This window comes from Sphingomonas sp. S2-65, from assembly GCF_021513175.1.
Lineage (GTDB): Bacteria > Pseudomonadota > Alphaproteobacteria > Sphingomonadales > Sphingomonadaceae > Sphingomonas.
The window spans coordinates 2,856,123-2,868,809 of record NZ_CP090953.1 but is presented as its reverse complement, the minus strand read 5'-3'; the positions used below and the strand labels follow the sequence as shown (position 1 = coordinate 2,868,809).

General features: G+C 67.2%; 14 protein-coding genes. 4 read left to right on the top strand and 10 right to left on the bottom strand.

Features of this window, described 5'->3' with window-relative positions; genetic code table 11:
- Window positions 1-145: 145 nt before the first annotated feature.
- Complete coding sequence (locus LZ586_RS13555; protein ID WP_235076810.1) at window positions 146-703, bottom strand: hypothetical protein; 558 nt, start codon at window positions 701-703, stop codon at window positions 146-148.
- A 129-nt stretch (window positions 704-832) separates the two neighbouring features.
- Here LZ586_RS13555 and LZ586_RS13550 point away from each other — a divergent pair, with 129 nt between their 5' ends.
- Window positions 833-1,372: a pseudouridine synthase gene (locus tag LZ586_RS13550; protein WP_235076809.1), complete on the top strand. Its 540-nt coding sequence runs from the start codon at window positions 833-835 to the stop codon at window positions 1,370-1,372.
- Window positions 1,357-1,737: a hypothetical protein gene (locus LZ586_RS13545; RefSeq protein ID WP_235076808.1), complete on the top strand. Its 381-nt coding sequence runs from the start codon at window positions 1,357-1,359 to the stop codon at window positions 1,735-1,737. Before LZ586_RS13550 ends, LZ586_RS13545 begins: the two co-directional genes overlap by 16 nt.
- A 29-nt stretch (window positions 1,738-1,766) precedes the next feature.
- Here the strand turns inward: LZ586_RS13545 and LZ586_RS13540 are convergent, their stop codons facing one another.
- The 6 genes from LZ586_RS13540 to LZ586_RS13515 all read right to left on the bottom strand — a co-directional run bounded on the left by LZ586_RS13540 (window position 1,767) and on the right by LZ586_RS13515 (window position 7,463).
- A complete protein-coding gene (locus LZ586_RS13540) occupies window positions 1,767-2,024 on the bottom strand; it encodes a hypothetical protein (protein ID WP_235076807.1) in 258 nt (85 codons plus the stop codon).
- Between the two features lie 108 nt (window positions 2,025-2,132).
- Window positions 2,133-3,566, bottom strand: a complete 1,434-nt coding sequence (locus tag LZ586_RS13535) for a hypothetical protein (protein WP_235076806.1) — start codon at window positions 3,564-3,566, stop codon at window positions 2,133-2,135.
- A gap of 169 nt (window positions 3,567-3,735) precedes the next feature.
- Window positions 3,736-5,580, bottom strand: a complete 1,845-nt coding sequence (gene typA, locus LZ586_RS13530) for a translational GTPase TypA (RefSeq protein ID WP_235076805.1) — start codon at window positions 5,578-5,580, stop codon at window positions 3,736-3,738.
- Window positions 5,581-5,718: 138 nt separating this feature from the next.
- Window positions 5,719-6,081: a hypothetical protein gene (locus tag LZ586_RS13525; RefSeq protein WP_235076804.1), complete on the bottom strand. Its 363-nt coding sequence runs from the start codon at window positions 6,079-6,081 to the stop codon at window positions 5,719-5,721.
- Between the two features lie 4 nt (window positions 6,082-6,085).
- Window positions 6,086-6,817, bottom strand: coding sequence for a hypothetical protein (locus tag LZ586_RS13520; RefSeq protein WP_235076803.1), 732 nt, complete (start codon window positions 6,815-6,817; stop codon window positions 6,086-6,088).
- Between the two features lie 79 nt (window positions 6,818-6,896).
- Window positions 6,897-7,463, bottom strand: a complete 567-nt coding sequence (locus tag LZ586_RS13515; RefSeq protein WP_235076802.1) for an NADPH-dependent FMN reductase — start codon at window positions 7,461-7,463, stop codon at window positions 6,897-6,899.
- A 207-nt stretch (window positions 7,464-7,670) separates the two neighbouring features.
- Between LZ586_RS13515 and LZ586_RS13510 the strand changes: the two genes are divergently transcribed.
- A complete protein-coding gene (locus LZ586_RS13510) occupies window positions 7,671-8,879 on the top strand; it encodes a toxic anion resistance protein (protein WP_235076801.1) in 1,209 nt (402 codons plus the stop codon).
- Window positions 8,880-8,885: 6 nt separating this feature from the next.
- Window positions 8,886-9,602: a hypothetical protein gene (locus tag LZ586_RS13505; protein WP_235076800.1), complete on the top strand. Its 717-nt coding sequence runs from the start codon at window positions 8,886-8,888 to the stop codon at window positions 9,600-9,602.
- On the opposite strand, the gene LZ586_RS13500 is transcribed toward LZ586_RS13505, so the two are convergent.
- Genes LZ586_RS13500 through ubiA form a run of 3 tightly spaced genes read right to left on the bottom strand, consistent with a single transcriptional unit; the run spans window position 9,599 to window position 12,672 of the window.
- The gene (locus LZ586_RS13500; RefSeq protein WP_235076799.1) at window positions 9,599-10,381 is read right to left on the bottom strand and encodes a 3'(2'),5'-bisphosphate nucleotidase CysQ; all 783 of its coding nucleotides are present in this window, start codon (window positions 10,379-10,381) and stop codon (window positions 9,599-9,601) included. The genes LZ586_RS13505 and LZ586_RS13500 overlap by 4 nt on opposite strands.
- Window positions 10,374-11,720, bottom strand: coding sequence for a TldD/PmbA family protein (locus LZ586_RS13495; RefSeq protein ID WP_235076798.1), 1,347 nt, complete (start codon window positions 11,718-11,720; stop codon window positions 10,374-10,376). The genes LZ586_RS13500 and LZ586_RS13495 overlap by 8 nt, the downstream gene beginning before the upstream one ends.
- 31 nt (window positions 11,721-11,751) lie before the next feature.
- Window positions 11,752-12,672, bottom strand: a complete 921-nt coding sequence (gene ubiA, locus LZ586_RS13490; protein ID WP_235076797.1) for a 4-hydroxybenzoate octaprenyltransferase — start codon at window positions 12,670-12,672, stop codon at window positions 11,752-11,754.
- Window positions 12,673-12,687: the final 15 nt, after the last annotated feature.

Below are 12,687 nucleotides of genomic sequence, written 5' to 3'. Positions count from 1 at the left end.
CGGCACTTTCGCACCGTGGTGAAGTTCAGGAAGTTGCGGTCTGCCGCAGCTTTGGGTGAGAATGGCGGAGGCGGGTGTCTCGGGCATAGCCAGATCACAGCAGCGCAAATCCTACTTTACCAGCCCGATTCCCGCAGAGCCGCCCTTACGGCACTGGCGCAGCGTGCGTGACGGTTGCCGGCGCAGCGTCGACGGGCGGCAGGTCGTCCAGGGGGATAGGTACGCGGTTCGACTTGTCCGGCTTCTTCTTGAACGCCCGTCCCACCGCGGAACCGAGATCGCCCACCAGCATGACGGGATTCGTGCCTTCGCCCGGCCGCTCGCAGCAACTGTCCGGATCGATCAGCTTGCCAGCAAGCCGGATCAGCGCCGTGCCCCCGCCGAGCATGTCCACACCGACGGTGCATCCTTCCGATCGCGTGGCACAGGGCGCGGAGGCCACGGCCAGCGCGCCCGCGCCGCTGATGTCGGGGTTGCTTGGCATCGGCCGGTCGCGCGGGCCACGCTCGTCGGGAAGCGGCAGCCGGTCGCTGGTCGCGCCGTCGCGCTGCCCGCACACCACCACTTCATCGGGGCTAAGGACTCGTCCCGAGCATGGATCGGCCAGAACCGACCAGCGCTGGACGCCATCGGCTCTTGTCTCCACGCCCGGACGCGGGGCGTCCTGACCAACCGCCATGCTCAGCATCAAGGCAAGAAGCATCCTCGCCACTCCCGGCTATTCGCCTCCATCAACCACAACCACGAGGCCAAACCAAGGCGCAGCGCATCGAGGAGAGACGCTGCGGCGAAAAGCGGGTTGGCAGCCGCGCCGTGAAGGCAGTAGCGCCGGATGCTGATGATCCTGTTCAACAAGCCCTATGGCGTCCTGAGCCAGTTTACCGACAAGGGGACGGCAACGGCGCGTCCCACCCTGTCCGACTTCATCGACATGCCGGGCGTCTACCCTGCCGGGCGGCTGGACCGGGACAGCGAAGGGTTGCTGATCCTCACCGGCGACGGCAGGCTCCAGGCGAGGATCGCCGACCCCAAGTTCAAGCTGCCCAAAACCTATCTGGTGCAAGTGGAGGGCGAACCCGACGATGCGACGCTGGAGCGGCTGCGCCGCGGCGTGGAGCTGAACGACGGCTACACCCGGCCAGCCGAGGTGGCGCGCATCGACGATCCCGGGCTGTGGCCCCGCGACCCGCCGATCCGGGTGCGGGCGCGCATTCCCGATCACTGGATCACGCTGACCATCCGCGAAGGACGCAATCGGCAGGTGCGGCGCATGACCGCCGCGGTCGGGCACCCCACCCTGCGGCTGGTCCGGTGGAGCATCGGCGAATGGACGCTCGGCGACCTCGCACCGGGCAAGTGGCGCGCGGGGTGAAGGTGTTCTTCGACGGCGGCTGCCGTCCCGATCCGTTCGGCATGGAACTGGCGGTGGTGATCGGCGGGCGGCGCTACCTCCAGCGCGATCTCGGTCCCGGCCTGAGCATGGATGCCGAGTGGCTGGCGCTTATCGAAGCGATGCGGCTTGCTCACGCGCTCGACCTTGTCGACCCGGTGCTGCTCGGCGACGCCGCCGCGGTCATCGGGCAGGCGAACAGCACCGTCCGCTGCCCGCCCTCCTGCGCTGGTCACATGCAGGTTTTCCAGTCGCTGCCCCGGCCGCGGGGACGTGTCCGCATACGCTATCTGCGACGCGCCCAGAACCTTGCCGGCGTCGCACTCAAGCAGTTGCACGACCGCTGACGCCCAGGGCGACGCCCCAAGGCCGCGCGCTATAGCCCCAGCCGGTCCAGCGCCGAGGTCAGCTCTTCGTTCGTGGTCTCGGCGTCTTTGGGGAGCAAGCGGTTTAGTGCGGTTTGCACACGCTTCTGCGCGACCTGAAGAGTCTTGTGCCGCACCTCGCGCGTGGCGTTGGTCCGCCAGGACGGGCTCTCACCCAGCAACGCCGCCCACTTCGCTTCCTCCGCGGCCAGGATCGCCAGCGCCAGCCGCAAGCCGTCGCGCTGGCCGCTCGCATAGTCTTCAGACATCAGGCACCCTCAGTCATGGCTTTGCCCACGCCATAGCCGGGTGGACCGCAGTTCCCAAAGGCGGCGGCAATGACCGTGCTTGGCGCGAACCGCTTGCAACCTTTTGCCTCAGCGGCTTGCCTTACGCACCGCGATCATCACGTCGCTGCGGACCGGGCCGATCGCGACGTGCAGCGTGCCGCCTGCGCTGGTGCAGGGCGGAAGCTCGCGGACCGTCCCCGTGCATGTGTCATAGGCCAGCGCGGAATAGGTGCCCTCGACAAGGCCGGGAATGCGCAAGCTGGCCGGCACAGCCTCAGATCGCTCCATCACCATCCCCTGCTTCGACAAGCTGTCGGTACGCACCAGCCACGCGATCGCCTGCGCATCGTCGCCACAACCGACGACGGCCACGCCGGGATCGTCGCACGCCATCTCGTCCGACAGGTTGCGGCGCTTGAACCGGCTCCAGTCGACCAAGGGGAGGAACTGCGCCAGAGTGCGCTGCGCCTCGCGCATCCCGGCGGTGAGTATATGCGGATGCCGGTTCGGCCACCGCATGCCACCGCCCGCACCGCCGCTCGCAAGGTGCGCCCATTGTATGTGCCGGAAATATTCGTCGTCGAACGGCTCCGGCAAGGTCCGCTTCTTGTCCTTGAAGCTGTGGATCGGGCCGTGCTCGGAATCGAACACCGGGCGGGTGGTGCCCGCTTCGGTGACCGCCGTCCGCATCAGCCGGGCCACCGCCAGCGCCGGGGCTACGGTGTCGCGAGGCGCGTCGATGGTGCCATGCTCGTACAGATGCGTGTTCGCGAAATCGAGCGACGGGTGGCGGAAGATCGTCTCGACCAGCGCGGGGTGCTTGATCAGTTCGGGACCGAACACGGAAACGGTCTGGAGGTTGGCATAGCCGCGCCGCTCGATCTCATGCGCCCGCAGCCAGGGGCCGACATCGTCGAGGTAGCGGGCCGCCGTGGCGGGATCGTCGCCGCCATGCGCGGGGTGGATCTCGTTCCACAGGTCCCAGGCGAACAATGCCGGGCTGCCACCCCAGCGGTCGCTCGCAAAGGCCAGGCGGTCCTTGATCGCGGTGCGCGTGTCGGGACAGGTCAGCCATTTCCGCCGGCTTGCGCAGGGGCCGCCATTCGCCCTGTTGTAAGGATGGTGGCGCCACCGGATCCACATGAAGAAGGTATCGTAGGGCGTCAGCAGGACGCGAAGGCCGACCTTTTCCAGCAGCGCGAACATGTCGTCCCAGAACTGTACCATGTTCGGGACGAACCGGCCTGCGGGGCGCTCGAAATAGCGATGCTCGCCATGGCAATATTCCAGCATCAGCCGGATACAGGTGACGCCGTGATCGCGTAGCCACACCAGGTGCCGCTCCACCGCGGCGGGATCGCGGCGCCGGAACAGCGGCCCGAGTTCCGGCCAGGTGATCGCGTCATTGTGGCCGATCGGTGCCCAGGGCGCGCCGTCGCCGGTGACGAAGTACGGCCCGTCGGACTGGGTGTGGATCCGAGTGCGGGAAGGAGCGGGCTGGTCTGGCGGGGAAAGGAACACGCAGGCGCGCTTAGCCGCGCTTCGAACGCCTGGCCACTAACCACATCAAGCGGCGCATGGGCCCTGCCGAAACCTTTTCCCCGGCGCAGTGCTTCCTCAGGTCGGCCCCAAACAAAAAGCGCCGGAGTTTCCCCCGGCGCCTTTCGCATTCTCAAGTACGACGCAACCCTCAGGCCGCGCTCTTCGACCGGCTGGCGCGCTTGCGCTCATTGGGATCGAGGAAGCGCTTGCGCAGGCGGATCTTGGTCGGGGTGACTTCGACCATCTCGTCATCGTCGATATAGGCGATGGCCTGCTCGAGCGTCATCTTCTTCGGCGGGGTCAGGCGGACGGCATCGTCCTTGCCGCCCGACGCGCGGAAGTTGGTCAGCTGCTTGGCCTTCATCGGGTTGACCTCGAGGTCTTCCGTCTTGGCGTTTTCGCCGATGATCATGCCTTCATACAGCGCTTCGCCGTGGCCGACGAACAGGATGCCGCGCTCTTCGAGCGGACCCAGCGCATAGGACTGCGCTTCGCCATTGCCGTTCGAGATCAGCACGCCGTTCTTGCGGCCTTCGATGTTGCCCTTGTGCGGGCCGTACTTCTCGAACAGCCGGTTCATGATGCCGGTACCGCGCGTGTCCGACAGGAACTCGCCATGGTAGCCGATCATGCCGCGCGACGGCGCGGAGAAGGTGATGCGGGTCTTGCCGCCGCCCGAGGGACGCATGTCGGTCATCTCGGCCTTGCGCAGGTTCATCTTCTCGACGACCGTGCCCGAATATTCCTCGTCGACGTCGATGATGACGGTCTCGTACGGCTCGGTCTTGTTGCCGTTCTCGTCCTCGCTGAACAGCACGCGCGGGCGGCTGATGCCCAGCTCGAAGCCTTCGCGGCGCATCGTTTCGATCAGGACGCCCAGCTGAAGCTCGCCGCGGCCGGCGACTTCGTAGCTGTCGCGGTCCGAGGCTTCGGTCACCTTCACGGCGACGTTGGATTCGGCTTCGCGGAACAGGCGGTCGCGGATCATGCGCGACGTGACCTTGGTGCCCTCACGCCCCGCCATCGGCGAATCGTTCACCGCAAAACGCATCGACAGCGTGGGCGGATCGATCGGCTGCGCGTGCAGCGGCTCGCTGACCGAGGGATCGCAGATCGTGTTGGACACGGTGGCAACGGCCAGACCGGCGAGCGAGATGATGTCGCCTGCCTTGGCCTCTTCGACCGGCACACGCTCCAGGCCGCGGAACGACAGGATCTTCGACGCGCGGCCGGTCTCGATGATCTTGCCATCGTTATCCAGCGCGTGGATCGGCTGGTTGAGCTTCACCGTGCCCGAATTGACGCGGCCGGTGAGGATACGGCCGAGGAAATTGTCGCGGTCGAGCAAAGTCACCAGGAAGGTGAAGGGCACGTCCTCGACTTCGACCTTGGGCGCCGGCACGTGGCTGACGATCGTCTCGAACATCGGGATCAGTGTGCCTTCGCGCGCGTCCATGTCGGTCGAGGCATAGCCGTTGCGGCCCGAGGCGTAGAGCACCGGGAAATCGAGCTGCTCGTCATTGGCGTCGAGGGACACGAACAGGTCGAACACTTCGTCCAGCACTTCCTGGATGCGCGCGTCGGCACGGTCGACCTTGTTGACGACGACGATCGGCTTGAGGCCGAGCGCCAGCGCCTTGCCGGTCACGAACTTGGTCTGCGGCATCGCGCCTTCCGACGAATCGACCAGCAGGACGACACCGTCGACCATCGACAGGATGCGCTCCACCTCGCCGCCGAAATCGGCGTGACCGGGGGTGTCGACGATGTTGATGCGGATGCTCTCGCTCGCGCCCGGCGGAGTCCAGTCGACCGAGGTCGGCTTGGCGAGAATGGTGATCCCGCGCTCCTTTTCGAGGTCGTTCGAGTCCATCGCGCGCTCTTCGACGCGCTGATTGTCGCGGAACGTGCCGGACTGGCGGAAGAGCTGGTCGACGAGCGTGGTCTTGCCATGATCGACGTGGGCGATGATCGCCACGTTGCGAAGGTTCATGCGTATATCCTGGATGCCGCAGAGGTGCGGTGTGCCGGCGCCCATAGCCGAAATGCTGCGCGAGCGAAAGGGCTAGCGAGCCGGAGTCATCCTTAAAGGATACTCCCTGAGCTTGCGGGAAGGAACCATCGATGGGCCTTACCGCGCGTCAAACCCGCCAAATGCCAGCCATCCCCGGCCGGAGGCCTGCACGGCGTAATGCTGCCCGCTCTTGAGCTTCAGGTTAGCAGGCGTGCCGTCGGCCTGCGAGAAGCCTTCCGGTACCTTCGCGAACTCGACTTGCGTGACGCAGCCATCGTCGGGTTCACCCACGATCTGCCATAGTGGCGCGCGGCCGTCGGGCTCGCCTTCATACACTTCCAAGTTGCGGATGCAGGCCTGCCCACTGCTCGAGATCATCTTGGTGGTGAACAGCGTTCGTGCGCCGGTCTGATCGACGATGATCTCGGCGCCCTGCTGGCACCCGGAAAGCGTTGCGCACAACAGGGCGAGCGCGAGCATGCGATCACTGCGCATAGATGCCGGTGCCCTGCAGCTTCGCGCGCAGCCTATCGGCCAGCGCACGGTTGCGCGGCACGTTCAGCGCCCGTCGCGCAGTGCCATATTCGCCGACGATCTGCGCCTGACCCTCCAGCGTCTCGTGCTGCCAGTCGCTGTTGCGCTTGCCATAGTCATAGAGCTTGTTCGCGTCCCAGCCATGCGAGCGCAGCTCCGACGCGTAACGCCGCCCGAACGTCCCGAAGCCCAAGGTCGCATACTGCACGACATGGGTATATTCGTGGAGCAGCATCTCGATCCCGCGCAGCGCCAGCGACAAGTCGCTGTGCGTCAGGTCCTTGAGGTCCGACTTTATGTAGATCGTGTTGCCCAGCGTGATCGCCGGATTGCCGTTGCGAAAGGCGATCGCCGCCCAGGCTGACAGCCCGGCGCCGCGCACGATCCGCACGTCGCCCGGATTGATCCGCCCGCCGAACGCCTCCTGCACCAATTGCGTCTCGGTGCGGGTGAGCGAGCGGGCCGAAAAGCCGCGGTCCAGATCAAGGATCCAATTGGCGGTCCCATGCGGCAGCTTGCCTAGCAGCGTCATGAACTCCTGGATCTTGAGCAGGAACTGGCCGCGCACCGCGCCGGCGGCGGCCGCGGCGGCCGAGCTGCCGGCCTCGATTACGCGCTCGACCAGCTCGCGTTCGGCGCGGTCCAGCAATCGCCGGGCGATCGTCAGGGGATCAGGCAGCATTCGACACTCCGTGAAGGGCGACGCAGGCGTAACAACTCCGCTCCGCGCGATTAGCCGCATCAACTCGTCGCTTCGGTCCTCAGCCTCGCGCCACTTTCAGCGCGCGCCCCCACCACTCCAGCTCGTCGAAGGCGTGGCTGATCCAGCGCAGGTCCTTGTCGTCGCCGGTGAAGCGGCCATCCCTCACCTTGCCCCACACGCCCATGATGTGCACCGACGCCTCCAGCGCCGCCATCTGCAGCTCGCGCACGACCAGCGTCAGCCCCTCGATCGATCGTGCCCCGCCATTGCCGCCATAGCCCACAAAGGTCACCGGCTTGCGGTTCCACTCGGCATAGACGAAGTCGAGCGCGTTCTTCAGCACCGCCGGGGCGCCGTGATTATATTCGGGCGCGATCAGCACATAGCCATCGGCGCTGGCGACCTTCTCGGCCCAGCGCCGCTGCAGTGGATCGGTGTAGTTGCCCTTCGCCGGCGCGTCGGCGAACGGATAGAAAGGCAGGTCCCACTCCTTCAGGTCCACCAGCTCGCAGTCGATACCGTCTCGTCCAGCCGCCTGTTCGCATACCCACCGCCCCACCGGCTCGGCCATGCGCCCTTCGCGCACGCTGCCCAGGACCACCAGAAGCTTCAGCCTGTCGTTCAATCGCCGTCTCCTTCGCCCGCCGTCGTACAAGCGGCAAACCTGCTTTAGCATGGACGATGCGCGACCGCGCCACTCCTTGCCCTGCGTGCGGCTGCTTCGTGCGCGACCGGTTGTTCGGACACCCTCCCCGGGTGTGTCGATGAGACAATACACTTGGATCGCCGGAGCGATGCCCCTATTGTGGCCGGAGATTTGGGAGACATGCATATGGCAAGCGAGACTGCAGTGGCCGAAAAGGAACTGGTGCTGACCGCACCCGACCCGGTGCCGACGGTAGCCCCTGCCAAGGCCGCGGGCCTGGTGCCGGTCGAGGACACCAAGAAAAACGAGCTGGAAAAGCGCGTCGACAGCTTCGTCGACGATCTGGTCGCGCAGGACGTGAACTCGCCCGAATTCGGCAAGCGCGTCGATGCCATCGCCGCGATGGGGCAGAAGGAAATCCGCGAGGCTGCGGGCCAGTCCAATCGCTTCCTCGACCGCCCGGTCAAGGCGATGGACGGCGAAGGCGGCGTGGGTGCCGACCTGATCGCGCTGCGCCGGCAAGTCGAGGATCTCGATCCCAGCAAGAACGGCAAGCTGATCGGCGGCAAGGGCGGCTTCATCGACCGCATCTTCGGTTCGGGCGGCTTCAAGAAGTATTTCCACAAATATCAGTCGTCGCAGACGCACATCAACGCGATCCTGAAGAGCCTGGCCAATGGCAAGGACGAGCTCCTCATGGACAATGCCGCGATCGACACCGAACGTTCGAACCTGTGGAACGCGATGGGCCGGCTGGAACAGATGATCTATCTGTCCAAGGCGATGGACGCGCGCCTGGAAGACAAGGCCAACGAACTCGACCACAGCGATCCCGCAAAGGCCAAGGCGATCCGCGAGACCGCGTTGTTCTATGTGCGCCAGCGCACCCAGGACCTGCTGACTCAGATGGCGGTCACGGTGCAGGGCTATCTGGCGCTCGACCTGGTCAAGAAGAACAATGTCGAGCTGGTAAAGGGCGTCGACCGCGCGTCGACCACCACCGTTTCGGCGCTGCGTACCGCCGTCACGGTGGCCCAGGCGTTGACCAACCAGAAGCTGGTGCTCGATCAGATCACCGCGCTGAACTCGACCACCGCCGGGCTGATCGATTCGACCAGCAAGCTGCTCAAGAGCCAGTCCGCGGCGATCCACGAACAGGCGGCGAACTCGACCATCCCGGTCGAGACGCTGCAGCGCGCGTTCCAGAACATCTACGACACGATGGACGCGATCGACACCTTCAAGCTCAAGGCGCTCGACAGCATGAAGACCACGGTCACCACGCTGTCCAACGAAGTCGAGAAGTCGAAGGGCTATATCGCCCGGGCCGAAGGGGCGACGCAGAACCAGCTTGCCGGCGCGTCCGCCGACACCTTCAAGCTGGAGGCGATGTAAACGGCCATGCCGACCGACGTCGATCGCCAGCTGGCCCAGGCCGACGCGCTGCTGGAGCGTACCCGTGAGCGTTACAACTCGGTCTCCAAGCGCGGGCGCCAGCGGCGCGAGGCGGAGATCCTGCGCCGCGTCGGGCGGATCGCGGCGGCCGACGGGCTGATCATCGCCGTCGCGCTGGTGCTGGGCTTCATCCTGCCCGGCGGGATCGGCATGTTCGGCGCGCTGCTGATGATGGCGCTGCTGATCGCTGCGACCATCACGCTGGCGATCTTCCCGCAATCGGCGCCGCCGCGCGTCGAACAGCTGGCGCAGGTGCCGTTAAAGGCACTGCCTGCCACCACCGAGCGCTGGCTGGAGGCGCAGCGCCCGGCGCTGCCGTCGCCGGTGCGCGGGCTGGTCGATTCGATCGGGGTGAAGCTGGAGATCCTGGCGCCGCAGCTGGCCGCGCTGGACGACCACGCCCCGGCAGCCGGGGAGGTGCGCAAGCTGGTCGGCGAGCAGCTGCCCGAACTGATCAAGGGCTATCAGCGCGTGCCCGAGCCGCTGCGCCGTACCGAGCGCAACGGCCTGACCCCCGACCAGCAACTGGCACAGGGGCTTCAGGTGATCGACGAAGAGATCGCCGAGATGTCGGCGCAGCTGGCGCAGGGCGACCTCGACCTGCTGGCGACCCGCGGCCGCTATCTGCAGATCAAGTATCGCGACGACGGGCTGGCCGGCTAGCGCTTACTACCCACTGCAGCCTCAGCCCGGCTTGCGAGCCGTTCCACCGCCGCGGCATGGATGCCCGGGCTCGAGGCGAGCATGCCGAACGCCTGGGCCGAGGGCGTGTTGAACGCCAGCGGCTGGCCAAAGGCGTCGGTCACCGCCGCCCCCGCTTCGCGGGCGAGCAGCACCGACGCGGCGATGTCCCATTCATTGCCCCAGCGCAGCGTGGCGAGAAGGTCCGCCTGGCCGGCGGCGACCATCGCCATGCGCAGCGCGATCGAATTGGGCTTTGCGACCGGCGTGAGGTCGCGATCGGCCTTGGGAAGCTGGTCGGCCGGCACCCGCGCCCCGGCAAGCACGCTGCGGTCCGAGGCTTGCAGCCGCTCGCCATTGCGAAAGGCGCCCTGCCCGGCCGCCGCGGTCCACACTTCCTCGCGCGCCGGCGCGTCCAGCACGCCGATCACCGGCTGCCCGCGCTCGACCAGCGCCACCGACACGCACCAGCCGGAACGGCCGCGCAGGTAATCGCGCGTGCCGTCGATCGGATCGACCACCCAGATGCGTTCCGAACCCAGCCGCGCGGCATTGTCGATGGTTTCTTCCGACAGCCAGCCGGCGTCGGGCAGCAATTTGCCCAGCCGGTGGCGCAGCATGCCGTCGACTTCCAGATCGACTGCGCACACCGGGTTGCCCGGCGACTTCTCCCAGCGGCGAAAGTCCGTCTGCCACAGCTGCATCGCCAGCGCGCCGGCATCGGCGGCGATCGCCGCGACTTCGGCGGCGAGATCAGGCACCGGCAATGGTCATCCCGTCGACACGCAGCGTCGGCGCGTTGATGCCGAAGCGGAACTCAAGATCGTTGGCCGGGGTCAGCGCCAGGAACATGTCCTTCAAATTGCCGGCGATCGTGATCTCCGACACCGGCCGGGTGATCTCGCCATTCTCGATCAGGAAGCCGGCGGCGCCGCGGCTGTAATCGCCGGTGACGCCGTTGACGCCCTGGCCGATCAGCTCGGTGACCAGGATGCCGCGGCTGATCTCTCCCACCAAGGTCTCGGGCGGGATGCTGCCGGGCTGCATGTACAGGTTCGACGGCGCGACCCCCGGCGCCCCGCCGATGCCGCGCGAAGCGTGGCCGGTGGGCTCCATGTCGAGCTGGCGGGCAGAGGCGCTGTCGAGCAGCCAGGTTTCGAGCATGCCCTCGTCCACCAGCTTCATCGGCAGCACCGGTAGCCCCTCGCCGTCGAACGGCCGCGAGCGCAGCCCGCGCGGGCGGTGGGGATCGTCGCAGATGGTGACGCCCCTGGCGAATATCTGCGTACCCAGCCGGTCGAGCAGGAAGCTGGTCTTGCGGGTGATCGCCGATCCCGCGATCGCGCCCAGGAAATGGCCGACCAGCCCGGAAGACACCCGCCGATCGAACACCACCGGCATCGCTCCGCTGGCAACCTTGCCGGGATTGACGCGCGCCACCGCACGCTCGCCGGCAAGGCGGCCGACCAGCTCGGGCGCTTCGAGCATCGAGGCATAGCGCGCCGAATGCGCGGCATGGTCGCGCTCCATCGCCCCGGCAGGGCCGGCGAGCACGCTTGCCGAGATGCCGTGGCTCGACTGGCCATAGCCGCCGGTAAAGCCATGGCTCGTCGCCAGCGCCATGATCGACCGGCTGGCGCCCGCGCTGGCGCCTTCGCTGTTGGTGACTCCCGCAACGGCACGCGCCGCGGCCTCGGCTTCGAGCGCGCGCTGCTTCAGGCCCTGTGGCTCGACCTCGGCGCCATCGTCCAGGTCGAGATGCGGCGCCGCACCGTGCATCAGCCGCGATTCCGGCGCCAAGCCAGCCCATTGATCCTCAGGCGCCTCGCGCGCCATCGCGATCGCACGCTCGACCAACGTGTCGAGCGCGGCCGAACTCAGGTCGGACGTCGAGACGCTGGCCGAGCGGTGGCCGACGAACACCCGCAGCCCCAGCTCCTCGCTTTCGGAGCGCTCGACATCCTCCAACGCGCCCATCCGCACCGAGACGGAGAGCGATCGGTCGGCGGCGAAGACGGCGTCGGAGGCATCGGCGCCGGCGGCACGCGCACGCGCGACGATGTCGTGGGCGCGCTCGCAGGCTTGTTCCTTGGTCAGCATCGCCGCGACTTAGGTACGCGGACGCCGAAGGTCAAAGAGTCTGGCCGACCACGAAGCACGCGGCGAACATCAACAGTCCGGCATTGCGGTTGGCGCGGAAGCGGCGCAGCGCGTTGGCGCCGTCGGCAGGCACCAATGTCGCGACCTGCCACCCAAGGTGCAGCGCCGCGGGCACCAGCGCCGCCAGCGCCAGCGCATCGGGGCGAAGCTGCCAGAACGCCGCGCCCCACAGCGCCAGCGCCAGCGCATAGAAGCCGGCGACACCAGGACGCACCCTGGCACCCAGCCGGCGTGCGGAAGAGCGGACCCCCACCAGCGCATCATCCTCGACATCCTGCAGCGCGTAGATCGTGTCGTAGCCGATCACCCAGAAGATGCAGCCGGCGTAGAGCAGCAGCCCCGGCAGCCACTCGGCATCGGGTGCTTCGGCCCAGCCGACCAGCGCCGCCCAGGAGAATACCAGCCCGAGCCAGGCCTGGGGCCACCAGGTGATCCGCTTCATGAACGGATAGGCCGCAACCAGCGCGATGCTGGCCACCGACACGGCCATGCCGGTGACGCTGAGCTGGACGAGCACCACCAGCCCGATCGCGCAGAGCGCGAGCAGGAAGAGCCACGCCGCCTTGAGGCTAACCGCACCGCTGGCGAGCGGGCGGCTGGCAGTGCGCGCCACTTGCCGGTCGAGATCGCGGTCGACGATGTCGTTGTAGACGCACCCCGCGCCGCGCATCGCGATGCTGCCGAGCAGGAACCACAGGATCAGGTCCCAGCGCGCGAGGGCGTTGCCGGAGAGCGCGATCGCCCAGGCACCCGGCCAGAAGAGCAGCCACCAGCCGATCGGCCGATCGAAGCGGGCGAGCAGCGCGAACGGGCGCGCGGCGGCGGGCAGCAGCCGGATCAGGCCGCGATGCTCGGTGTCGGGGACGATCGGATCGGGGACAGGCACGGACATGGTTCTTCCATATCA